The sequence below is a fragment of the Nocardia sp. NPDC006630 genome, from assembly GCF_040611495.1.
Lineage (GTDB): Bacteria > Actinomycetota > Actinomycetes > Mycobacteriales > Mycobacteriaceae > Nocardia.
In genome coordinates this window covers 1-23519 of sequence record NZ_JBEXOK010000012.1, presented here as the reverse complement: position 1 = coordinate 23519, position 23519 = coordinate 1, and the positions used below count along the sequence as shown (strand labels likewise).

23 protein-coding genes, 1 rRNA gene and 1 riboswitch are annotated in these 23519 nt (G+C 66.8%); of the genes, 5 read left to right on the top strand and 19 right to left on the bottom strand.

All coding sequences use genetic code 11. The features are described from left to right. Nucleotides 1-1260 carry an RNA polymerase sigma factor gene (locus ABZX86_RS32500; protein ID WP_355129027.1) on the top strand — a complete coding sequence of 420 codons (1260 nt, stop codon included), beginning with the start codon at nt 1-3 and terminating at the stop codon, nt 1258-1260. Nucleotides 1261-1450: 190 nt separating this feature from the next. Beyond that, nucleotides 1451-1927 (top strand): hypothetical protein, encoded by a 477-nt coding sequence (locus ABZX86_RS32495; protein WP_327142547.1) that lies wholly within the window; start codon nt 1451-1453, stop codon nt 1925-1927. Nucleotides 1928-1966: 39 nt separating this feature from the next. Here ABZX86_RS32495 and ABZX86_RS32490 read toward each other — a convergent pair whose 3' ends face one another. Beyond that, nucleotides 1967-2812, bottom strand: coding sequence for an SDR family oxidoreductase (locus tag ABZX86_RS32490; RefSeq protein ID WP_355129024.1), 846 nt, complete (start codon nt 2810-2812; stop codon nt 1967-1969). 111 nt (nt 2813-2923) lie between these two features. On the opposite strand from ABZX86_RS32490, the gene ABZX86_RS32485 reads away from it, so the two are divergent. Next, nucleotides 2924-3310, top strand: a complete 387-nt coding sequence (locus ABZX86_RS32485) for a helix-turn-helix domain-containing protein (protein WP_355129022.1) — start codon at nt 2924-2926, stop codon at nt 3308-3310. 126 nt (nt 3311-3436) lie between these two features. On the opposite strand, the gene lpdA is transcribed toward ABZX86_RS32485, so the two are convergent. From lpdA to ABZX86_RS32470, 3 genes are all read right to left on the bottom strand, one after another. Next, complete coding sequence (gene lpdA / locus ABZX86_RS32480; RefSeq protein ID WP_355129020.1) at nt 3437-4840, bottom strand: dihydrolipoyl dehydrogenase; 1404 nt, start codon at nt 4838-4840, stop codon at nt 3437-3439. A gap of 34 nt (nt 4841-4874) precedes the next feature. Next, nucleotides 4875-5183, bottom strand: coding sequence for a nuclear transport factor 2 family protein (locus ABZX86_RS32475; protein ID WP_327142553.1), 309 nt, complete (start codon nt 5181-5183; stop codon nt 4875-4877). A gap of 69 nt (nt 5184-5252) precedes the next feature. Next, entirely contained in the window at nt 5253-6257 is a 1005-nt protein-coding gene (locus ABZX86_RS32470; RefSeq protein WP_355129018.1) for a membrane dipeptidase, read from the bottom strand. A 135-nt stretch (nt 6258-6392) separates the two neighbouring features. Between ABZX86_RS32470 and ABZX86_RS32465 the strand changes: the two genes are divergently transcribed. Then, nucleotides 6393-8450 (top strand): prolyl oligopeptidase family serine peptidase, encoded by a 2058-nt coding sequence (locus ABZX86_RS32465; protein WP_355129016.1) that lies wholly within the window; start codon nt 6393-6395, stop codon nt 8448-8450. Nucleotides 8451-8499: 49 nt separating this feature from the next. Here the strand turns inward: ABZX86_RS32465 and ABZX86_RS32460 are convergent, their stop codons facing one another. The 11 genes from ABZX86_RS32460 to ABZX86_RS32410 form a co-directional block, all read right to left on the bottom strand. Then, entirely contained in the window at nt 8500-9360 is an 861-nt protein-coding gene (locus tag ABZX86_RS32460; RefSeq protein ID WP_355129014.1) for an alpha/beta fold hydrolase, read from the bottom strand. Between the two features lie 69 nt (nt 9361-9429). Beyond that, a complete protein-coding gene (locus tag ABZX86_RS32455) occupies nt 9430-9771 on the bottom strand; it encodes a hypothetical protein (protein WP_355129012.1) in 342 nt (113 codons plus the stop codon). 127 nt (nt 9772-9898) lie between these two features. Continuing rightward, the gene (locus tag ABZX86_RS32450; protein WP_355129010.1) at nt 9899-10531 is read right to left on the bottom strand and encodes a TetR/AcrR family transcriptional regulator; all 633 of its coding nucleotides are present in this window, start codon (nt 10529-10531) and stop codon (nt 9899-9901) included. 806 nt (nt 10532-11337) lie between these two features. Beyond that, on the bottom strand, nt 11338-11997 hold the full coding sequence (locus tag ABZX86_RS32445) for a peroxidase-related enzyme (RefSeq protein WP_355129008.1): 660 nt from the start codon (nt 11995-11997) through the stop codon (nt 11338-11340). After that, on the bottom strand, nt 11990-12436 hold the full coding sequence (locus tag ABZX86_RS32440; RefSeq protein WP_355129006.1) for a hypothetical protein: 447 nt from the start codon (nt 12434-12436) through the stop codon (nt 11990-11992). Before ABZX86_RS32440 ends, ABZX86_RS32445 begins: the two co-directional genes overlap by 8 nt. Next, the gene (locus tag ABZX86_RS32435) at nt 12433-13443 is read right to left on the bottom strand and encodes a putative FMN-dependent luciferase-like monooxygenase (protein WP_355129004.1); all 1011 of its coding nucleotides are present in this window, start codon (nt 13441-13443) and stop codon (nt 12433-12435) included. Before ABZX86_RS32435 ends, ABZX86_RS32440 begins: the two co-directional genes overlap by 4 nt. Then, nucleotides 13440-14231, bottom strand: coding sequence for an ABC transporter ATP-binding protein (locus tag ABZX86_RS32430; protein WP_355129002.1), 792 nt, complete (start codon nt 14229-14231; stop codon nt 13440-13442). The genes ABZX86_RS32435 and ABZX86_RS32430 overlap by 4 nt, the downstream gene beginning before the upstream one ends. Next, nucleotides 14218-15168 carry an ATP-binding cassette domain-containing protein gene (locus ABZX86_RS32425; protein ID WP_355129000.1) on the bottom strand — a complete coding sequence of 317 codons (951 nt, stop codon included), beginning with the start codon at nt 15166-15168 and terminating at the stop codon, nt 14218-14220. The genes ABZX86_RS32430 and ABZX86_RS32425 overlap by 14 nt, the downstream gene beginning before the upstream one ends. Continuing rightward, nucleotides 15149-16984 carry an ABC transporter permease gene (locus tag ABZX86_RS32420; protein WP_355128998.1) on the bottom strand — a complete coding sequence of 612 codons (1836 nt, stop codon included), beginning with the start codon at nt 16982-16984 and terminating at the stop codon, nt 15149-15151. The genes ABZX86_RS32425 and ABZX86_RS32420 overlap by 20 nt, the downstream gene beginning before the upstream one ends. Nucleotides 16985-16988: 4 nt before the next feature. Then, nucleotides 16989-18143: an ABC transporter substrate-binding protein gene (locus ABZX86_RS32415; protein WP_355128996.1), complete on the bottom strand. Its 1155-nt coding sequence runs from the start codon at nt 18141-18143 to the stop codon at nt 16989-16991. Nucleotides 18144-18180: 37 nt separating this feature from the next. Beyond that, nucleotides 18181-18296, bottom strand: a riboswitch (SAM riboswitch). A 114-nt stretch (nt 18297-18410) separates the two neighbouring features. Beyond that, the gene (locus ABZX86_RS32410) at nt 18411-19049 is read right to left on the bottom strand and encodes an HAD family hydrolase (protein WP_355128994.1); all 639 of its coding nucleotides are present in this window, start codon (nt 19047-19049) and stop codon (nt 18411-18413) included. A gap of 89 nt (nt 19050-19138) precedes the next feature. Between ABZX86_RS32410 and ABZX86_RS32405 the strand changes: the two genes are divergently transcribed. Beyond that, nucleotides 19139-19975 (top strand): GNAT family N-acetyltransferase, encoded by an 837-nt coding sequence (locus tag ABZX86_RS32405; protein ID WP_355129362.1) that lies wholly within the window; start codon nt 19139-19141, stop codon nt 19973-19975. A gap of 8 nt (nt 19976-19983) precedes the next feature. On the opposite strand, the gene ABZX86_RS32400 is transcribed toward ABZX86_RS32405, so the two are convergent. From ABZX86_RS32400 to rrf, 4 genes are all read right to left on the bottom strand, one after another. Continuing rightward, nucleotides 19984-20445, bottom strand: coding sequence for a MarR family winged helix-turn-helix transcriptional regulator (locus ABZX86_RS32400; protein WP_355128992.1), 462 nt, complete (start codon nt 20443-20445; stop codon nt 19984-19986). Next, nucleotides 20438-20863, bottom strand: coding sequence for an SRPBCC family protein (locus ABZX86_RS32395; protein ID WP_355128990.1), 426 nt, complete (start codon nt 20861-20863; stop codon nt 20438-20440). The genes ABZX86_RS32400 and ABZX86_RS32395 overlap by 8 nt, the downstream gene beginning before the upstream one ends. Before the next feature lie 189 nt (nt 20864-21052). After that, nucleotides 21053-23098 (bottom strand): elongation factor G, encoded by a 2046-nt coding sequence (fusA, locus tag ABZX86_RS32390; RefSeq protein ID WP_355128988.1) that lies wholly within the window; start codon nt 23096-23098, stop codon nt 21053-21055. Nucleotides 23099-23428: 330 nt separating this feature from the next. Further along, nucleotides 23429-23519, bottom strand: a 5S ribosomal RNA gene (gene rrf, locus ABZX86_RS32385); the annotation flags it as partial.

Genomic DNA, 23519 nt, shown 5'->3' with positions numbered 1-23519 from the left:
GTGCCCGAGCGGTCACCGCGGGAGCGAGCGCGCCAGGCCGTCGAGGCGGCCTGGCGCATCGAGTGGCCGCGCCTGGTCGCCGGCCTGACCCGCGTGGTCGGCGATATCGGCGCGGCCGAGGAGCTCGCCCAGGACGCCCACGTGGCGGCCCTGGAGCAGTGGCCGCGCGACGGGGTGCCCGCGAATCCGGGCGGCTGGCTCATGCTGACCGCGAAACACCGTGCCATCGACCGGATTCGGCGGGATGCCACCTTCGCCCGCAAGCTCGAACTGCTCGGCCGGGAGGTGGAGTTGGACGAAGAACCGCCGGAACCGGCCGAGGCCATCTCCGACGATCTGCTGCGCATGATCTTCACCGCCTGCCATCCGGTGCTGACGCCGCCGGCCCGCGCCGCACTGACACTGCGCATGGTCGGCGGCCTGACCGTCTGCGAGATAGCCCGCGCCTATGTCATCTCGGAATCGACTGTGGCGCAACGTATCGTGCGCGCGAAGAAGACCATCGCCACCCGAAAGGTGCCCTACGAGGTACCGCAGGGCGCCGAACTGACGGCCCGGCTGGATTCGGTCCTCGAGGTGATCTATCTGATCTTCAACGAGGGCTACACCGCGACCTCGGGCGAACGCTGGGTGCGCGCCGAATTGTGCGAGGACGCACTGCGTTTGGCGCGCATCCTGTCGGCGCTGCTGCCCGGGGAACCGGAAACGCACGGCCTGGCCGCCCTGCTGGAATTGCAGGCGTCCCGCACCGGAGCCCGCAGCGCGGACGGCAACGATATGGTCCTGCTCGCGGATCAGGATCGCGCACACTGGAATCGGCTCTACATTCGGCGCGGTTTCGCCGCGCTGGCCCGCGCGCACACCCTCGCCCGCACCCGCGGCGGCCCGGGCCGCTACGCACTGCAGGCGGCGATCGCCGCGGTGCACGCCATGGCGCCGACCGCCGCCGATACCGATTGGCGGCGTATTGCCGGACTGTATGCCGTACTGGCCCAGCGGTTTCCGTCACCGATCGTGGAATTGAACCGGGCCGTGGCCGTCGCCATGCTGCACGGCCCCGCCGCCGGGCTGGAACTGGCCGACAAGGCGGCGGCCTCCGGCGCCCTCGACGACTATCACCTGCTGTACGCCGTCCGAGGCGATCTGCTGGCCCGGCTCGGTCACACCGACGACGCCCGCGCCGCATTCCTGCGCGCCGCGGAACTGACCGCCAACACTACTGAGCAGGCCCTGTTGACGGAACGAGCGAATAAGGCTTGAGCAGCGCAGATACCCACAGAGATTACTGAACGACGCGCCGGGAAGGCTCCCCCGCGAACACCTCGGGAGCGAGTACGTTGACTCCTGATTACGATTCTTCGACCGACTATTCGTGATTGCTCAGCTACCCGAATCGGCTACATCGCAACGGCGGGGACTCCGAGCGAAAACCCTCGGAATGCTCCTGGTGGTGGCCGCACCGATCGTGATCGGCGCAGGCAGTCCCACCGCGCAAGCGACTCCCGACGAACAGGTCGCCCAGCTGGTCGATATGACCTCGTCCGCGCTGCAACTGGCGGCGAAATCCCTTGGCCCGGTGGCGACCACACTCATTCCCACGGTGACGGCCCTCGGCTTGGACCCGTCGTCGGCGTTCCCCAGACCGGTGCTGAAAGCCATGGCGCTCACCGTTGTCCCCCTCGATCAGTTCGGGGCCTTCGATGAGGTGATCACCCACGAGAGCAGCTGGCGGGTGTTCGCCGTCAATCCCAGCTCCGGCGCCTACGGCCTGGCCCAGGCGCTGCCCGCGCTCAAGATGTTCAGCGCGGGCCCCGACTGGCTGGTCAATCCGATGACCCAGCTGCGCTGGGCCTACCGGTACATGGTCGAGCGGTACGGCAGCCCGGTCGCGGCCTGGGATTTCTGGCAGGCCCACCACTGGTACTGATCCGGGGCCGCCGGTACTGATTCGGGGCTGCGGCGGCGCTCAGGCGAGAGCGGCGCGGAACACCTCGACCGCGGAGGTAGGCGTGCGGCCGAGCAGCCGCTGCAGATCACCGGTCTCGATATCCAGAATGCCCTGGGCGATACCGGCATCCGCATCGGCGAGCACCTGCGCGTACTGCGCGGGGACGCCGTTCTGCGCGAGCGCGGCGGCGTAATCCGCCTGCGGCAGATCCTGGTAGCGCACCGGCTTGCCGGATGCCTCCGAAATCGCCTGCGCCAGATCGGCATACGTGAGAGGTTCGCCGCCGAGCTCGTAGTTCTGCCCGCCGTGACCGTCCGTGGTCAGCACCTTCGCGGCGGCTTCGGCATAGTCGGCGCGGGAGGCGCCGGCCACCCGGCCGGTCCCGGCCGCGCCGTACAGCACGCCCGATTCGATGGCGGGCGCCAGGCCGCTGAGGTAGTTCTCCCAGTACCAATCGTTGCGCAGCCGGACCACCGGCACACTCGCCTCGTCCAGGTCCGCCTCGGTGCCGCGATGTTCCTGGGCGAGGATCATTTCATTGCGGTCGATATTCGGAATGCTGGTGTAGGCGAACAGCTCCACACCCGCGCGCTCGGCGGCGCGAAGCACATTGGTGTGCTGGGCGACCCGGCTGCCGAACTCGTTGCCGGACACCAGCAGCACCCGATCCACACCCTCGAAGGCGCGGTCCAGTGCGGCCGGATCGTCGTAACCGGCCTGCCGGATCTCGGCGCCCAGTGCGGCCAGATCGGCCACCTTGGCGGGATCGCGGACGACCGCGACGGGGGTGACGCCCTGCTTCAAGAGGGTTTCGACAACAAGCCGGCCGAGCTGACCACTGGCTCCGGTGACTGCGACGGTCATGACTTACTCCAGGTTCTCGGTGGGAACAAAATGCACTGTCTGGATGTACTAACTAATAGTAAGCACATGCTATTCCGAAACCGCAACCTGAAGGGTGGGTAATCTCGAACCATGAGTACGCCGCCCGACGACAACGACCCGACCCTGGAAGCCGACGTCTTCGCGCGCAATTGCACCTCCCGCCCGGTCCTGCAGAACATTGCCAGCCGCTGGGGAGTGCTGGCCCTGGTCGCGCTGAAGGAAGGCCCCACCCGCTTCAGCGCCCTGCGCCGCCGCGTCGACGGCATCAGCGAGCGCATGCTCTCGCAGACCCTGCAGACCCTCGAACGCGACGGCATGATCCACCGCGAGGTCCAGCAGTCCATTCCGCCGCACGTCGAATACACCCTCACCGACCTCGGCGCCAAGGTCGCCGACCAGCTGGAGGGGCTCGTGCACATGCTGGAGACCAATATCGACCAGATCCGCGCTGCCCAGGACGCCTACCACCGCGACTGATTCCGGCTGCGCGACGGACTGAATCTCTGCACATCCATCCACAGGCGGACAGTTATCCACAGGTTGGCGACGAAAAGGCGCCCCTCGGTTCGGAAACCGAGGGGCGCCTTGGTGATTCGGGGCGGATCAGAAGTTGATCATGTGCCCGGCGAGGCCGTGGATGGCCTCCTGCAGGGCTTCGCTCAACGTCGGGTGGGTGTGCACATTGCGGGCCAGCTCATTGACCGTGAGGTCCCACTTCTGGGCCAGGGTCAGCTCGGGCAGCAGCTCGGAGACATCCGGGCCGATGAGGTGGCCGCCGATGAGCTCGCCGTACTTCGCATCCGCGATGAGCTTGACGAAACCATTGGGGTCGCCCAGGCCGTGCGCCTTGCCATTGGCGGTGAACGGGAAGGTGGCCACCTTCACGTCGTAGCCCTCGTCGCGGGCCTGCTGCTCGGTGAGACCGAAGCTGGCGACCTGCGGCTGGCAGAAGGTGGCGCGCGGCATCATGCGGTAATCGCCGAGCGGCAGGGTCTCCGCGCCCGCGATGGTCTCCGCGGCGACCACGCCCTGAGCTTCCGCGACATGCGCGAGCTGCAGCTTGGCGGTGACGTCACCGATGGCGTAGATGCCGGGGACATTGGTGCGCATGACATCGTCGATGGCAATGGCGCCACGGTCGGTCAGCTGCACGCCGGTGTTCTCCAGGCCGTAGCCCTTGATCCGCGGCGCGAATCCGACTGCCTGCAGCACCTTGTCGACCGTGACGGTCTCGACATTGCCGGACTTGTTGTCCTTGATCGCGACGGTGACCTTGGAGCCGTCATCGTCGATGGACTGCACGGCCGCACCGGTGGTGATGGTGACGCCGAGCTTCTTGTACGCCTTGGTGATCTCCTTGGAGACGTCGACGTCCTCGTTCGGCAGCGCCCGATCGAGGAATTCGACGATCCGCACATCCACGCCGTAGTTCTTCAGGACGTAGGCGAACTCCATGCCGATGGCGCCCGCACCCACGATGAGGATGGAGCCCGGCAGGTCGCGGGTGAGGATCTGCTCCTCGTAGGTCACCACATTGGCCGAGAGCGAGGTGCCCGGCAGCAGCTTGGTTTCGGTACCGGTCGCAATGATCACATTGTCGAACGTGATCGTCTCGGTGCCGCCCTTCGACAGCTCGACCGAGAGGGTCTTCGCGTCGGTGAACGTGCCCTTCCCGTCGAACTCGTCGATCTTGTTCTTCTTCATCAGGAAGTGGACGCCCTTGACCCGGCCGTCCGCCACCTTGCGGCTGCGGTCGAACGCCGCGCCGAAGTCGAAGCTCACCTCACCGGAGATGCCGAAGGTTTTGGCTTCTTTATTGAAGATATGGGCCAGCTCCGCGTTCCGAAGCAGCGCCTTGGACGGAATGCAGCCCACGTTCAGGCACACGCCACCCCAGTATTTCTGCTCGACGATCGCTGTTCGCAGGCCGAGTTGAGCGGCGCGGATCGCGGCGACGTAACCGCCGGGACCAGCGCCGAGAACGACGACATCGTAGTGGGAAGTCACGCCCCCGAGCCTAACCCCGGCGCGCCGAACGCACTCATCCAGCCTGCCCGGTTTCGAAGCGGCTGATGAGGCCGTCGCGGACGGTGAAGCGCCAGGCCGTGCGCATGCTCCCCCACCGGTCATTGCTGTAGTCGGCGACGAATTCGGTCGGGCTGGTGGTGGATTCGACGCTCATGCGGGCATTGGTGGCGAAGATCTCCGAATCGGTCCACTGAGCGAGATTCCGCTCATTGCCGTCATCGGACATGCTGGCGTCTTCGCTCAGGGTTTCGAAAAAGGCATCCGAATCGTGCGCATTGATAGCGTCCACGAATTTCTGCACCGTGCGATCGAGCTGCGTCATTGTTCATCCCTCTCGGCGGCAAAATGGCAAGAGCAGGGCAAACACCGCGTTCGAGTCTAGCGGCGCAGCTCAATCACGCCAGACCTGCTGCGCTACCCGGGCAAAATTTCCGCCGAATACCGCCGCGCGCTCGGCGTCGGAGAAACCGCGTCCGGTGAGCACCTCGTTCAGGCCGGGCACCTCGGATCCGCCGAGCAGATCCTCCGGCGGCGTCCACTGCAACGGTCCGTAGCGGGTGAACTCCTCGGAGAAGATTTCCGGATTGCGCGCGATCTCCTCGTTGAAGTCGTCGCCGTCGAAGGAGAAGTCCGAGCTGACGCCGATGTGCTCGATACCGACCAGCATGGCCCCGTAGGCAATGTGGTCCGCCATGGCCTCGATGCGTTCGGCACGCTGACCGGGCTCATTGCGGCCGAGGAAGATTCCCACGCCATTGATGCCGATCACCCCGCCGGTGCCGGCGCACGCCCGCGCCTGATCATCGGTGATATTGCGCGGATGCGCCCGCAGCGCAGCGAAATTGGAGTGGCTGTAGATCATCGGGACTGCGGTGATATCGGCGATGTCCAGCCCGGTGCGCGCCGAGCAGTGCGAACCGTCGGCGAACATGCCCACCGCATTGAGCGCGCGGATCAGATCGCGCCCGTAGGCGGTGAGTCCGGTGTCCTCCGCATCCAGGCAGCCACATCCGGCCGCATTCGCATAGTTGTAGCTGGGCAGCAGCGAGCGCACGCCCAGGTCGTAGAACATCTTCACATTGTCGAGATCGCCGCCGAGCGGACCGGAATCCTCCAGATCGAAGGCCAGCGCGATGGTGTCGGGATCGGGTTCGACAGCATCCGCGATCCGCTCGACGAGCCGGAATCGGCCGTCCGCCAGGGCATCCCGCCGGAACTGGTCCAGCAGCACCAGCGCATCCCGGGTGGACTGCGGCGAATACCCCACGTTCACCGACAGATACGAGCCGAGCGGATAGCGGGCCAATTCGGAAATATCGGCCGACGGCAGCAGGGGCAGGCAGCAGTGCTGCTCCCACAGTCTGGGCCCGGTCTGTTCCGGCGACTGGTACGGCAATCCGGGACCTCCTGCAGCGGATCGGCATAGACCCAGCAATCGTACTGACCGTTATGTGACAACCGGCGGACTCGATCGGCTCGCCTCGACCGGTCGGGGCACCACGTCCCCTCGGACTCGGCAAGAATGTAGGGCATGACCGGTGATGGCGAGACCGTGACGGACCCGTACCTGTGGCTCGAAGAAGTCACCAGTGATCGTGCGCTGGATTGGGCGCGGGCGCACAACGAGGTGGTGCTGGCGCGGTTCGCGGCCTCGGAACGGTTCAGCGGGCTCGAGGCGCGCATCCTCGACATGCTCGATACCGATACCCGCATCGCCTATCCCGGGCGGCGCGGGCCGTGGCTCTACAACTACTGGCGGGACGGCGAGCACCCCAAGGGACTGTGGCGGCGCACCACTTTCGCCGAATACGCCAAGGACGAACCGGCGTGGCAGGTGCTGATCGACCTGGACGCGCTCGCCGAGCTCGAGGGTGAGAACTGGGTGTGGAGCGGGGCCGCCGTCCTGCGGCCCGAACAGCACAGGGCCCTGATCAGCCTCTCGCGCGGCGGAGCGGACGCCAAGGTGGTGCGGGAATTCGATATCGAGACAAGGACTTTCCGCGAACCGGAGGACGGCGGGTTCGCTCTGCCCGAGGCCAAATCCGAAATCCGCTGGATCGATGCCGATACGGTCTATGTCGGAACGGATTTCGGTCCCGGCTCGCTCACCGACTCCGGATATCCGCGCATCGCCAAGCGCTGGCAGCGCGGAACGCCGCTCGCCGAGGCCGTCACCGTCTTCGAGGGCGAGGCCGGGGATGTGGCCGTCTCCGCCGGATACGACCGAACCCCCGGCTACGAACGACATTTCGCCGGTCGCGCCACCGACTTCTTCAATGAGGAGGTCTTCCTGCTCGAGGACGACGGCAGCCGCCGGCTCATCGAGGTGCCCAGCGACGCCTCCGAATCCTGGTACAAGGACTGGCTGCTGGTGCGGCTGAAATCACCGTGGGAGATCGGCGCGGTCAGCTATCCGGCGGGCGCGCTGCTGGTCATCGATTTCGAGCGATTCCTCAGCGGCGCACGCGATTTCGAGGTGCTGTTCACCCCCGACGAGCACACCGCCCTGCACGGTTACGGCTGGACCGAGAACCACCTGCTGCTCATCACCCTGCAGGACGTGCAGACCAAACTGCATGTGGTCACCCCCGGGCCGGACGGCTGGGTGCGCGAGGTCCTCGGCGATGCCCCGCCGATGGCCACCACCAGCGTCATGAATCTGGACCCGCTCGAGGGCGGTGACGAATTCATGCTCTCGACAAGCGGTTTCACCAGTCCCACCACACTGCTGACGAGTTCGGTCGGCGGCGCCACCGAAATACTGAAGAAGGAACCGGAATTCTTCGACGCCGCCGGCGTCGAGACCGAGCAGTTCTTCGCCCGCTCCGACGACGGCACCATGATCCCGTATTTCGTACTGCGGCACCGGGATCGGCGCGGCACCCCCGGCCCGGCGGTCATGTCCGGCTACGGCGGTTTCGAGGTCTCCCGCACCCCCGCCTACAGCGGCGCGGCCGGTATGGGCTGGCTGGAACGCGGCGGCACCTGGGTGATGACCAATATTCGCGGCGGCGGCGAATACGGCCCCGAATGGCACACCGCCGCACAGAAGGCCAACCGGCACCGGGTCTACGAGGACTTCTCCTCGATCGCCCGCGATCTGGTCGCGCGCGGCATCACCACCCACGATCAGCTGGGCGCGGTCGGCGGCAGCAATGGCGGCCTGCTCATGGGCGTCATGCTCACCCGCTACCCGGAACTGTTCGGCGCCATCGTGTGCCAGGTCCCGCTGCTGGATATGAAGCGCTACCACCTGCTGCTGGCGGGCGCGTCGTGGATCGCCGAATACGGTGACCCGGACAAGCCCGAGGAGTGGGCGTACATCTCGAAGTACTCGCCGTACCAGAACACCGATCCGGACGCGAAGTACCCGCCGATCCTGCTCACCACCTCCACCCGCGACGATCGCGTGCACCCCGGCCATGCGCGAAAGATGGCCGCGCTCTTGGAATCCCAGGGCCATCCGGTCTGGTACCACGAGAATATCGAGGGCGGGCACGGCGGCGCGGCCGACAACAAGCAGTCCGCGTTCCAGGCATCCCTGATCTACGAATTCTTCACCCGGACACTCATCGAGAAGGACGCCTGAGAAGTGACCGCGAATCCGGGCTGGCAGACCGTCCGCCCGGATCCGCTGATCACCGGTCCCTGAGCCACTTTTCGACGTAGTCGAGGGTGGAAACGGGGTCGCTGATCCACCCGTTGTGGCCCAGCCGCGCCGGGTTGTGCCAGGTCGTGATGTCGGCCTTGGGAAGCTTGTCCAGCAGATGCTGGGCCGAGCTGATCGGAGTGCGCTCGTCACCGGTCATGGTGATGGACAGCACCGGCAGTTTCAGCCGGCCGATGCGCTCCTCGTAATCGATATCCGCACCGGCCGGCTCGAACCGCCCGGTGCGGGCCAGGCGCGCCAGATCGGCGAGCAGCACCTTCGATTGGGGGCCGAAGCCACCAGCGTTGATCTTGTCACCGGGCCAGAAGCCGGCGAAGTTGGCGGCCACCGAGATTGCGGCACTGCCCAGCAGGAATCCCGGCGCGGCCAAACCCCGGTAGCCGCGGTGATACGGCGTTCCGGAGGCGATGAGAATCAGCCCGCCCAGGCGTCCGCGAATGCGCGAGGCGTACATGACGCCCAGTTGCCCGCCCATGCTGTGCCCCAGCAGATACGGGGTGCTGTCCGGAAATCTGTTGCGCACCACCTGGAACATGGCGGGAAAATCCACCGACACCAGTTCCTGATAGCCGTAGGGTCCGGGCGGATTCGGTTTCGGCCGGCTGTCGCCGTTCCCCCGCAGCTCCAGCAGCGCGACGTCGAATCCCCTTGCCGCCAGGGGATTTCCGAACAACGAGTAGTACTCCCCCGGCACCCCCAGGCCCGGCACGATCACCACGACCGGCCGCGGTGAGTCGGCGGTGATCGGATGCTGATGCGCACCTTTCGCCGGAATCAGCCATACGGTGACCGTCGACCCGTCCGGCATCTGAATCGGCACACTCTCCACGCCCCGCACGCTACCGCGCGTCCGGATTTCCAGGAGACAAGGCGCGCTTACCCTTCGGCGGCAGCAAGATCAAGTCCCGGCGGCGTCGCCAGGCAGGCGGTACGACCGGCTGGCTTGCCCGCTACGGGGTTTGCCTGCGGCGGCTGGGTTGCGTGAGGCCGGGACCACGGTGGCCGCCCAGCGGCGCGCACCGAACGGTCCGCCGAAATTGCGCGGGCGGTAGCCCGGGCCGTCCTGGCCGCACCCGGTGGAGTGGTAGGTGAATCCGGAGTCCAGCACGGTGGCGAGGGCGCGCCAGCCGGAGAGGTCGGTGCGGCGCGGGATGGCGAGCGCGGTGCCGGCATCGCGCATGGGGCGGCGGCAGACCGGGCACGGCCGGGCCGGATTGCCGTGCCCCAGGGCGCGTTTCATCGACACACGACAGCCGGTGCACACCTGGTGCGTACTGCGGATTCCCCCGTACATGGCCGCCACGGTACCGCCCCCGGTACGCACCCGCGAATGGAAATCGGTGCGGCCGAGGGCGGTTGACGTGCGGTCAGGCGCTGACGGCGCCCATGATGACGCGGCGCAGCACGGCGATGACCTCGTCCAGCGGCGAACGGGGTTCGGAACCGCTCCAGGCATCCACCACGTAATTGACGGCGCCGATGATCGCCAGCACCCGCATCTCGTAGTCACCGGGCGGGATTTCGCCGTGCATGGCGGCATCCTCGGCGGCGCTGGCGAGCAGAGCGCCCCAGGCGCGGCGCAGCTCGAGGCGGAACTGCTCGACCTTCGGCCCGGCGCCGACGACCTCGACGAGCGCGACTCGGGCTTTTCGCGGATCGCGTCCGATGGACTCGATATACGCGCGCACGGCGGCGTCGATGATGTCGATGGCGTTCGCATCGGAGTGCTCGGCGATGGTGGCCGCCACGGCTTCCCGTGATTCGCGGTCGATCTGCTCGTAGAGCTCGAGCAGCAGCGATTCGCGACCGGTGAACTCCTCGTAGAACTGCCGTGAGGAGAGGCCGGCGTCCTTACAGATGGCGCCGACGGAGCTGTTTGCGTATCCGTCTCGCGCGAACACCGTCAGCCCCGACTCCAGAAAACGCGCACGACGCTGCCGTTGCCGGTCTTCTACGGGCTGCCCGGCGTACATTCTTCCCGCGTTCGTTTCCTGTGACATTGCGCCAGACAATACCGAAGGGCCCGATCCCCTCGTCATGGATCGGGCCCTTCGTTTGCACCTTCGACATCCCGCGCGATAGCCGAAAGTTGGCTCAGCTACTTCGGGCCAGTACGGCGCACCTGGGGAGGCGGGTATAGGCAGGGGAACCGCCCCAGGTTCGGAACGCGGTTCCGGGGGAAGAAACGCATTCCGATGCCGCATTGGCCCGAAAGTCACTGATCGTTTGCCAATCAACACGATACAGAGCGGGCGAACTGGACGGAATACTTTTGAAGGAGTTTTTTAGAATATATTTCCGCGCAAATGGCGGGTCGTGCGGCGACCAGCGCCATACCCCCACCGAACCGGACATTCACCCTGGACATGACGAAGGGCCCGATCCCCTCGTCATGGATCAGGCCCTTCAGTACCTCGTCGGCTCCCGCGCAGTAGCCGAAAGGTGGCACTCGCGTGGCTACTTGGCGGAACCGCTGGCCGAGCCGGTCGCGAGCAGCTTCAGGATGGTCTGCACGAGTACGTTCGAGATGATGTCCGTCATGGTGGTGCTCCGATCGAATAACGGGTGCCAGTGTTGCTTCACTGACTGTTTGCCATCGGGACCATACCGAGCCGGACCACGCCTCGGGAAGCTTTTCGAGGAAAAATCTAGTTTTATTTCGAGACGGGGCTAGATGCTGGCCTACCTGGGGTTTCAGCGAGACTCGCCGAGTGCCGGCGCTCCGGGGAAGCAGTCACGGAGATCCACACATGATGCGGTTGCTGCGACTGTCTGGCAACCCCCTTTGCGAGGTTCCGGGAAGCCGTCACTCCGCCTGCGGAGCCTCCGGTTCACCGAGTGTGAGCATGAGCCGGTTGGCCCAGGAGAACGAGGCCGCGGACAGCACCAGATCGTGGATTTCGGTATCGGTCAGACCCAGTTCCCGCAGCCGTTCGATATGCGCGTGGCCGGCGCGCGGCGGGTTGGCCGCCAGCGCGTCCACGAAATCGACAATGGCATCCCATCTTTCGTCGATGCGCACCCCGTTGCCCTCGTCCAGCAGCCGCTGCACATCGGCGCCGCGCTTGGACAGGGCGGTGGTGAACCGCGAATGCACCGAGGCGCAGTACTCGCAGCCGTTGTGCCGCGAGGTGACGGTGGCGGCGAGTTCCCTTTCGGCACGGCCCAATCCGGCGCGACCGTAGAAGATCTCCCTGTCATTGCCACTGCGATGCGCGAGCACTTCGGGATTGCGCGCCAGCACCCGGAAGTACGGGCCGACGCCCCGATCACCCTCGAGCAGCGGCGCCTGCCGCGCATCGGCGTCGGCCAGCCGGATGGGCTCCACCCACGGCACCCAGTCCAGCTGCTCCTGCGTGAATCCGCCCGGGCGGCGGCCGGAATCGACGCTGCGCACCTCGCCGCCCGGTTCGCCGTCGCGTGGACCGGCGGCCGATTCGGCACTGCGCACGGTCTGTTCACTCATGTCCGGCTCCGATCAGCGTGAGACCGGCCAGCAGCCGGACCTGGAAGTGCACGAAGCCGATGAGCTGCGCCACCGTCACGATGTCCGCCGCGGACAGTCCGGCGGCCGTCAGCGCCTCGATATCCGCGCGGGTCGCCGCGGCGGGCGTGCTCGTCACCAGCGCCGCGTGCAGCAGAATGGCAGCCAGTACCGAATCACCCTGTGCGGGCGTAGTTCCCAGCCCGGCATAGTGCGCGGCCAGCTCCGGCGCACCCGCCAGCTCCGCCACGGCAACCGCCGCGGCGATGAGGCGCTCACGCCCCACCGAGGCGGCCGCGGGCCCGTCCAGCAGGGCGTCGTACACACCCTGGGTGTGCGCCACCACGGCCGGGCGCTCCTGCCGGATCTTGTGCACGCCCTCCGCCCGCGCGCCCAGTACGGCGTCGATCACGTCGGTCACGGTTTCGTTCCTTCCCGCCAACCCAGTTGCGGCGCAACCTTGGTGGCAATGAGTTCGATGGAGCGCAGGGTGGCGTCCTGGCCGGGATCGACCGGGTGCACCTGCACGATGAAATCGGTGGCATGCCGCAGCGCGGCGTCCGCGGAAAGCTGTGCGACCACCTCGTCGGGGGTGCCGATGAACGAATCGCGCAGCACCTCCGGCACGGTGGTCGCCAATTCCGGACCGCCATTGCGGCGCAATTGATCCAGGAAGCGCGCCGCACCGCGTTCGGCCAGTCGCCAGGCGGTGTCGTGATCGTCGGCCACGAAAACGCCTCGGGACGCGCCGATTCGGGCCTGCACACCGGTGGGCAGCGCATCCAGGTACGCGTCCAGCAGTGGCGTCTGGATCTCCCAGAGGGTGGCGTCCGGGGCCGCCGGATCACGCGGCTGCGCCTTCGACAGCAGCAGGCCGTCGCCCGCCAGTCCGGCGCGCGCCGCCCCGGCGGCCGAGAACGTGGCCTGCCAGATCCGGTCCCGCAGCGTCCGCGCGGGTGGATTGAGACCGCGGTCCCCGACCAGCGGTGCACCCGTCAGCGCGGCGGTCAGCGTCGCCAGCTTCTCGGCGTACACCTGCTGCCGATCCGCGCCCGTCAAGCCGAACAATTCGAAGGCGTGCCCGGAACCACCTGCGCCGAAACCAATTTCGAGCCGACCGTCGCTGAGCACATCCAGTACGGCCGCATCCTCGGCGACCCGGATCGGATCCTCCAGTGCGAGCGTGACAATGGCGGTGCCGAGCCGCAGCCGCGGATTGCGCGCCGCCGCATGCGCCAGGAAGACGAACGGTGACGGCAGCCCGCCCTCGGCCGGATCGAGATGGTGCTGCGCCACCCAGGCTCCGTCGTAGCCGAGCCGCTCGGCCAGGTCGAACTGCTCGCGGGCGTGCCGGTACACGGTCGCCGCATCTTCGCTCTCGTCGGAGCGCACCAGCCTGGTGAACAGGCCGAGGCGGTGGAAACTCATATGGTCACCTTCCCCAGATAGGCATCGCGGACAGCCGGATTGTCGCTGAGTTCGGCGGCCGTGCCGTGCAGCACGATCTCGCCGACGCGCAGCACATTCGCGGTGTGCGCAATGCTCAGTGCCAGTTCCGCCTGCTGTTCGACGATCAGGATGGCCAGGCCCAATTCCCGGTTGAGCCGGGCGATTTCCTCCAGCACCCGATCCACGAACAGCGGGGACAATCCCATGGTCGGCTCGTCCATGCAGATGAGCCGGGGTTTGCTCATGAGCGCCCGCGCGAAGGCCAGCATCTGCTGCTCACCGCCGGACAGGGTGCCCGCCCGCTGCGACCGCCGCTCGGCCAGCCGCGGGAAATGCTCGAACATCTCGGCGGCGCGCGCGGCCAGCACCGAGCGGCGTTCGCGGCGGATATAACCGCCCACAAAGAGGTTCTCCTCGACCGTCATGGCCGGAAATACCCGCCGCGCCTCCGGCACCGACGCCAAACCGGCCCTGATGCGTGCGGAGGGCGGTGTCCTCGTCACGTCCACCCTGTCGATGCGCACCACGCCGGAGGTGGGTTTCAGCAGCCCGAGCGCGGTTTTCATGGTGGTCGACTTCCCCGAGGCATTGCCGCCGAGCAGGGAGACGATTTCACCGGGACGCACCCGCAGGGATACCTCGTTCAAGGCGCGCGACGGGCCGTAATGCACTACTACACGGTCGAATTCGAGAATCGGAGCTGCGGCCTCGTCATAGTGCGGCGCGGCCGGGCCATCCTCGATCACCACGGCGTCAGAGTCCGGCATCAGCACTCACCTGCTCCACGCCTCGACCGCTTTCCACCACTTCGCTTTCCGACTCCGGCGCAGCGTGATCAGCGGCCGCGGCTACCTTCGCGACCCGGCTGCGGCCGAGATACGCCTCGATGACACGCGGGTCGGCCAGCACCTGCTCGGGTGTGCCCTCGGCGATGACGCGCCCTTCGTCCAGGACCAGCACCCGGTCGGACAGGTCGTGAACCAGGTCCATCTTGTGTTCGACGAGCAGCACGGTCTGCCCCTGCGCCTTCAATTCGGCCAATTGCCTGCCGATTTCGGCGGTCTCGGTCTGATTCATGCCCGCGGCCGGCTCGTCGAGCAGCAGCAGATCCGGTTCCAACGCCAGGGCCCGCGCGATTTCGGTGCGGCGGCGGTTGGCATAGGACAGCGTGTACGCGGCATTGCCGGCACGCGGTCCGAGCCGCTCCTGGAACCGCGCCAGCTGGGCGTCGATCCTGGCGGCGGATTCCTTGCGCTCGGCGCGCACGGCCGGCGTGGGCACCAGTGCGACGAGGAGTTCCGCCAGCAGAGATATCCAGCGCAGCAATGGAATTCCGGCCAGCGAACGCAGCGGACGGGAGGCGCGCAGTGTGGTCTGCAGGCCGACATCCACATTCTCGCGAACGGTCATATTGCCGAACACGCGCCCGTTCTGGAAGGTGCGGGCAATGCCCGCTGCGGCGGCTGCTTCCGGTTTTCCGGGGCGAATTCTCTTGCCCCGCACCAGAATGTCACCACTGTCCGGCTTCAATACGCCGGAGATCAGATTGACCGTCGTCGACTTACCGGACCCATTGGGACCGATGATCGAGACGAATTCCCCTGGCACAATGGTGATATCGACACCATCCACGGCGCGCACCCCGCCGAAGGCGCGGCGCAATCCACGCACCGCGAGCACCGGCTCAGGCTGTGACCCGGACACGTTCCCTCCTCACCAGAATTCCCTGCGGCCGGAAACGCACCACCAGCAGCAGCACCAACCCGTAGAGCACGATCCGCAATTCGGGCGCGAGCCGCAGCGCCTCCGGCGCACCGATCAGCACCACCGCCCCGAGCACGGCCCCGTACGGCGAGGCGGTGCCGCCGAGCACCAGAATCGTCACCACCAGTAGCGACATCGGCAGATTGAACACGGTCGGATCGATGTACGAGTACTGGTGTGCCAGGAGCGAACCGCCGATCCCGGAGAAGAAGGCGGCGATCGCGAAGGCCAGCGCCTTGTAATCGCGGACCGGCACTCCGGCCGACCGGGCGGCGACCTCGTCCGCGCCGATGGCTCGGATGGCAGTGCCCAAACGCGATCGCTGCACCCCGAGAATCACCGCCAGCGTAATCGCCAGCACCACCAGCTCCAGCTGGAAAATCTGTGTGTGCGTGACGAATTCGAAGCCGAACAGCTCGGGCGGCGGAATTCCGAAAATGCCGTAACTGCCGCGCGTCACCGATTCCCAATTGCGGATCAGGGCCACCGTGACAATGCCGATGCCCAGCGTGGCAATGGCGACATAGTGCCCGCCCAGCCGCCACAGCGGTGCGGCCAGCACCGAAGACACCACGGCCGCAACGATTCCGGCCGCGATGATGGCGGGCAGGAAGGCCCAGCCGTGCGATACCGTCAGCACCGCCGACGTGTACGCGCCGATGGCGATCGGCCCCGCCTGCCCGATGGCCAACTGCCCGGCCGATCCGGCGACCAGCGTCATGGATACGGCGATGATCGCGTACGCCAGGATCTGCGTACCCACCGAGATGCCGTAATCGTTCGACACCGCCGGAATCACCAGTCCCGCAATGGCGAAGGCGATCAGCGCATGCCACCAGCGCACCCGCAGCAGCCTCCCGGAACCGAGGAAGGTCCCGGTCAGCGGCTCGGATTCGATTGCGGGCGGCCGGGCCAGCAGCCCGCCCGGCCGCAGCACCAGGAACACCACGAGCAGGCCGAAGGTGATCAGATCGCGGTACCCGTCCCCGAAGGTGTAGATACCGAACGCCTCCACCAGCCCGAGCACAAAACCGCCCACCACCGCGCCGGGAATCGAGCCGAGCCCGCCGATGGTCGCGGCCACGAAGCCGGTCATGCCGACAATGCTGCCGCTGGTCGGCGAGATATTCGAGTTGTAGAGGCCGACGAAGATGCCCGCCAGCCCGCCCAGCCCGGAGGCGATGGCGAAGGCCAGCGACTGAATCCGCCCGACGCTGATGCCCATCTGCGCGGCCGCATCCGGATCCTGGGCGGTGGCCCGGATGGCCAGCCCGTAGCGGCCGAAGCGCAGAAATGCCCACAGCCCCACCATGACCGAGATCGTGATGGCGAACATGACCACATCCGAGGTGCCGAACCGGATGCCGCCGACCCGGAAGTTATTGGTGGACAGCACTTCCGGGAACGGCCGGGTATCGGGTCCGAAGACCAGCGCCACCACGTTCTCGATGATCAATCCCGCCGCCACGGTGGCCAGCAGCGCCGAAATGGCGGGGGCCCGCCGCAGCGGGCGGACCGCCAGCACGTCGATACCCACTCCGACCAGCGCGGTCACACCGACCACCACAATGATCGCCGCCCACAGCGGCACCCCGTGCTGGGCGATCAGCCACCAGCCCAGCACCGAACCGAAGGCGAAGATCGCCCCGTGCGCGAAATTGATGACATTGGTGACCCCGAAGATCAGGGTGATGCCCACGGCAATGAGCGCGTACGCATTGCCGTGGACCAGACCCGCGATGAGCGTGTCGAACATGCCGTCACTTACTCGTGGTGACAGGCACGAACTTGCCGTTCTGCAGCACCAGCTCGATCGGCTTGATCTTGCCCGGCCGGCGCGTCTGCTGATCGAAGGCGAAGGTGTCCGAGAAGCCGATGCCGCCGAAATCCTTGACCTCGCGCAGGCCCTTCAGCACGCCCTCGCGGGTCGCGCCGCCGTACTTGGCGGCCTGCACCAGCGCATTGACGGCATCATAGGCGTAGACGTTGAAATCGCCCGGGTCCGTATTGTATTTGGCGCGGAACTTGGTGACGAAGTCCTGAATCCGCGGGCTCGGATCGGACGGGGAGAACACGCCGTTCACAATGTCGCCCTCGGCGGCGCTACCGGCCAGCTCGACGAACTGCGGGGTGTTCTGGCCGCCGAAGAATGGGCCGGTGTACCCGACATCGCGCAGCTGCTTGACGACCAGCGCGCCGTCCGGTCCATAACCCAGGTGCACCACCGCATCCGGATTGGCGTCACGGGCCTTGATCAGCACCGGCCGGAAGTCCTGCGAATCCGGAAGGATCGAGGAGGAGTAGACGATATCGATCCCCTTCTCCTTCGCGTACTGCTGGAAGAAGCCGAAATCCTGCTTACCCCAATCGGATTCGAGATAGACGACGGAAACCTTCTTGGCCTTGGCCCGCACCCAGTCGGTCACGGCCTGCTGGATCGTGTCCAGCGTGATGGACGGGCTCCACGAATAGTCGCCGCCCTTGGTGAAATCCGTCGACGAGTTGGTGAAGCCGTACTGCACCAGCTTGCCCCTGTTGTACACCGGTGACGCCGCAATCGATGCGGGAGAGGAGAAGTCGCCCAATTCGGCGATGATCGAACTGTCACCGACGAACTTGGTCGCGATCGGCACCGTCTGCTTCGGGTCGGACTGCGAGTCCTCCCACTTCAGCGCCACCTTCTTACCATTGATGCCGCCGGCCGCATTGACCTGATCGATGGCCAGATCGAAGCCCTGCTGCCACAGCCGCCCGTACTCCGCCGACGTCCCCGACTTCGGCCCCGACACACCGAAATACACGGTGTCGCCGCTGCTTTCGGTCGAGTTTTCGCACGCCGCCAACGACCCGGCCACCACGGCCGCGGACGCGATGCCCACCACTACCCGAAGCGACCGGGACCACTGCTTACTCATCTGATTCCTCTGTACTCACCCACACCACTGCCGGGCATGAGAGCGCTTGCGATGCCCGGCGGACACCACCTGGTCGTCACCCGGGGCACCCCACCGCTGTGCGAGGGTTGCCGATCAGCGAGCCGGGGCTCGAACATGCTGATACTCGTGACCGTGGGCGCAAATGTAGCGACGCGAGGATGGGCCGAGACACCCTTGGAATCAAGGTGATGTGAAAAATGGGACGAATCGCCTGTTGCGCAGGCGGTCCCGCCGCTGGTCTGGCGGCTATCGTGCCAGGTGAGAGGCCAACCAGGCCGGGAATGCGGTGAGATCGGCGAGGACGATATCGGCACCCGCGGCGGACAGTTCCTCGGCGGAATACGGACCGGTCGTCACTGCCACAGAGTAGGCATCGGCCACCTTCGCGGCGCGCACATCACCGAGATGGTCGCCCACATAGATCGACGCGTCGTGCTCGCGCAGCACCTCGCCCTTCTCCTCCGCCCATGCGCCGCCGACCAGATCATCGACCTCGAGACCGAGATGATCGAGATGCAATTGCGCGTGCGGGCCGTTCTTGGCGGTGATCACCAGCACCCGCCCGCCGGCGGCATGCACCGCGGCCAGCGCATCGACCACACCGGGCAGATGATCGCTCGGCTCCACCGCGAGTCCGGGATAGAACCGCCGGTACATGGCCACCACCTCCGGCACCCGGTCCTGCGGGAACCATTCGGCCGCCTCCACCGCCAGCGGCGGACCCAGCCGCGATACCACCAGCTCGGAATCGATCGGCACACCGGTCTCGGCGGCCACCGCATCCCACACCGCGGCAATGCCGGGGCGGGAGTCGATCAGCGTCATATCCAGGTCGAACCCGACAACAAGTTCGTTCGGAACGGCGGTCGCACGATCAATGGCCACGCCCCGACCATACGGTCACGCCGTTCGCCCAAAGAAACCGGTTGCGACCTCGAACTAGGCTTATCGCCATGGCAAGTGATCGCGGATCCCTGTTCTGCAGCGTCGAGCTCGGCGCGCGCATCGAACGGGTCGAGACGGAACTGATCGCCACCGGCGGCGCGGCGGCGAGCGCCCGGCTCGGCACCGAGGAGGGATTCGTCATCCCGATCGCGGGCGGTGTGGGCGCCTTCGCCGAGTACGGCTCGCCACTCAACAAGGTGGCGGGCCTGGGGTTCGCGGGCCTTCCCGGTGCGGAGGAACTCGAGGCGCTGGAAAAGCAGTTCGAGGTGCGTGACACGCCCGTTCAGGTCGAGCTGGCGCATCTCGGCGACCCGGCCCTCGGCGAACTGCTCACCGCGCGCGGATACCGGCTCGTCTCGTTCGAGAATGTGCTCGGCATCGCGCTGAACAGCGCGGCCGATGCCACTCTCCCTGCGGATGTCGAGGTAAGGCACAGCGGCGCAGGCGAATTCGATATCTGGCTCGATGTCATTGCCGACGGCTTCGCGCACCCCGACACCCAGGGCGTGGCCTCACACGAGGAATTCCCGCGCGAAATCATCGCGAGCGCCATGCGCGATCTCACCGCGGCCGCCGGAGTACAGCGCTACGTCGCCGTGCACGAGGGCACGATCGCGGGCGGCGCGAGTATGCGAATGTCCCAGGGCATTGCCCAACTCACCGGAGCCGCAACACTTCCCACTCATCGGCGACGCGGCATTCAATCGGCACTCCTGGCCGCCCGCCTGGCCGAGGCCACGGCCGCGGGCTGCGATATCGCCGTCATCACCACCCAGCCGGGATCCAAATCCCAGCAGAACGCCCAGCGCAGCGGCTTCGACCTGCTCTACACCCGCGCCATCCTCGTCAAGTCCGCCGCCGAGTAAGTCCGAGTTCAGTCCGGAATTCGGTGCGCGGCAATCGGTTTAAGTTGTTCCCGGAGCTGCTCACCGGCGGCTCCGAACATCTGCGCATCGGTATCGACTGCGATCTGCACGCCCTTACCCACCAATTCCCGGCCCGCAGTGGTGATTTCGATGCGGAGCACGCGGGCATCCACCGGATCCGCGCGGCGGGCGAGCAGCTCGCGCTCCTCGAGTACCCGAATCACCTTCGACGCCATCATCCGATCCGCGCCGGACATATCGGCTACCTGCTGCTGGGTCGGCAGCTCACCCTGCCGGCCCAGCCAGCCCGCGGACGCCAGCAGATTGAACTGGGTCGGCGTCAACCCGAGCGGCCGCAGATTCCGCTCCAGCGTCGCCCGCCACTCCAGTGCGGCGTGGTGCAGCCAGAACCCCGGGCTCATGAGCGGACCCCGCGGGATGCCGCGAGGTCCGTCCGATGATTCAGCCACGCTGTAGCGCCTCCTTCTCCAATGCCGCGAAGGTGAGCGGCATATCCGCCCGCATCGCCTTCGCCCAGATCAGTTTGAACAGTGGTCCGAACGGGCCGTGGACCTCCACCCGCTCGGACACCCGCAGCGTGCCATCGCCGAGTGACTCATAGGTGCGCTGCCCGCGCAGCTTCCCGAACGGGATGCCCGCCTCGCTGGTCCACGATCTGCCCGGCTCGACCGCCGTGATCGTGAACGGTCCCGCCGGAGCGCCCTTCGGTTTGACCCACCCGATGGTTCCCACCTGGAACGGTCCGTCGATCCGCGACTGCTCCTCGTGCGGATCCCACTCCGACCAGCGTGCCACATCGGTCGCCACCGTCCAGACCTGGTCGATATCGCCCTTGATCACGGCTTCTTCGATGAACGAGTACATCATGACTGCCCCTGGATCTCATTTGCGTTTTCGTTGTTGCGACAACAGTAACTGTAGTTGCGACAACAATCAACCCCTGATTCCGGACAACCCTCGACAACAGCGAAGTGGCCGGTCCGCATGTACGCGTACCGACCACCTCCAGACCCGCCCCGCTATCCGGGTCACTCCCAGCCACCGGGGCCGGACCTCCTACCGACCAGGCGCCCGGTCATATCCGAGCGGGCGGCTGGTGAAGGTGCCGCGCCCCTGGGTCCGGCTGCGCAAACGTGTTGCGTAACCGAACACTTCGGCCAGCGGCGCGGACGCCGTCACCACCACCGTGCTGCCCCGGGTCACCGAATCGAGGACCCGGCCACGGCGAGCGGCGAGATCACCGAGCACCGCACCGAGCGACTCCTCGGGAGCGGTGACGGTCAGCTCGAGCAGCGGCTCGAGCAGTGCCATCTCACCGGCGTGCAACGCTTCTCGCAGTGCGAGTCGCCCGGCGGCCCGGAAGGCCCGCTCCGACGAGTCGACCGGATGGGTCGCACCGTCGGTGAGCGTGACCCGCACCCCGATCACCGGATGGCCGCCGATCGGACCGTCCGCCAGGGCATCCCGGCACCCGGCCTGCACCGCCCGCACGTACTCCTCCGGCACCCGGCCACCGGTCACCGTCGAGTGGAACTCGAATTCGGCTGCGCCACCGGATGATTCCGCCTCGAACACGAGCGGCTCCACGTCGATGACGATATCGGCGAACTGCCCGGGACCACCGCTCTGCTTGATATGCCGGAACCGCAGTCCCGACACCCCGCGCAGCACCGTCTCCCGGTAGGCCACCTGCGGACGCCCGACGGCGATCCCGATCCCGCGGTCCCGGCGGATCTTCTCCACCGCCACCTCGAGATGCAGTTCACCCATGCCCGACAGCAGCGTCTGCCCCGACTCCGGATCGGTGCGGACGACCAGGGACGGGTCCTCCTCCACCATCCGGGCCAGCGCGGTCGCCAGCCGTTCGGCATCGGCCGCGGTGCGGGCCTCGACCGCCACCGATACCACCGGATCACTGACGGTCGGCGGCTCCAGCAGCACCGGAGTCTCCGGTGCGCACAGCGTCGCCCCGGGTCGCGCCGACTTGGGCCCGATCACGGCGACAATCTGTCCCGCCACAGCCTCCTCCAGTTCCTCGTGCCGGTCGGCCTGCACCCGCAGGATGCGGCCGATCCGCTCGGTGCGCCCGGCGCCGACATCCAGCACCGACGCGCCCTTCCGCAGCGTGCCCGCGTACACGCGCACGAACGTCAGCCGCCCGGTACCGGTCGCCTGCACCTTGAACACCAGTGCCACAAGGGATTCCGCCGGATCCGCGGCGAGCTCGAAGCCCTCGCCGCGCACCGGAGGTCGATCCGACGGCGAAGGCAGGTATGCCACCACGGCATCCAGCAGCGGTTCCACACCGATATTCCGGTACGCCGCACCGCACAGCACCACCACGATCTCGCCCGTGAGGGTGAGCGCGCGCAGCGCCGCCGCCAAGGTCTCGTCCGACAGTGCCGACCGCGCGTAGAACTCGTCCAGCGCCGCCGAATACCGCTCGGCCACAGCCTCTTCCAGTTCTCTCCGATGCTGACGAGCAGTCTCCGACAGCTCCTCCGGAATCGGAGCGACGGTCAGCGCACCCGCCACCCAGAGCAGCGCGCGCATACGAACCAGATCGACCACACCGGCGAATCCGTCCTCGGCCCCGATGGGCAGCTGCACCGCGAGCGGCGCCGCATGCAGGCGCTCCCGAATGGAGTCCACGGCCATGCCGAAATCGGCGCCGACCCGATCCATCTTGTTCACGAACACAATTCGCGGCACCCCGTACCGGTCCGCCCGCCGCCACACGGATTCACTCTGCGGCTCCACGCCGGCCACCGCATCGAAAACCGCGACAGCACCGTCGAGCACCCGCAGCGAGCGCTCGACCTCATCCGAAAAGTCCACATGCCCAGGCGTATCGATGACAGTGAGCCGATGCCCGGCCCACTCGCACGCCACCGCCGCGGCGAAAATGGTGATCCCGCGTTCCCGCTCCTGCGGATCGAAATCGGTGACGGTCGTCCCGTCGTGCACCTCACCACGCTTGTGCGTCATGCCCGTGAGGAACAGCATCCGCTCGGTGACAGTCGTCTTCCCCGCATCGACATGGGCGAGGATGCCCAGGTTGCGAACAGTGGCCAGAGCTTGCCGAGAAGTATTGGTACGCATGATCGTCAGTCCTTCGTGCTGGTCCTGGAACAGAACAGCGCGATTCCCGAGACGACGAGAGAGGTCGCCCGGGTAACTCAGTACCGGCCGCGCAGCCGGCACCGAGCCGGCGAGGACACCAGGATCACCTCGAAGCGAGGGCGGGGAGCGACAAGCGTGCGTGCGTCACGCATCACGGTCTCCCTCCTGGATGTCCGCGTGCCATTCGGCACGAGATCTCCTGTGAGAGTACGGAACCCCGTCGATCGGCGAAACCGAATTAATCGGTGCGAAGGGTGTCCGGATACGACAAAACCCCCAGCCCGAAGGCTGGGGGTTTTGCGAATGATGTTCCGGCGGTGTCCTACTCTCCCACACCCTGTCGAGTGCAGTACCATCGGCGCAGGTGGCCTTAGCTTCCGGGTTCGGAATGGGACCGGGC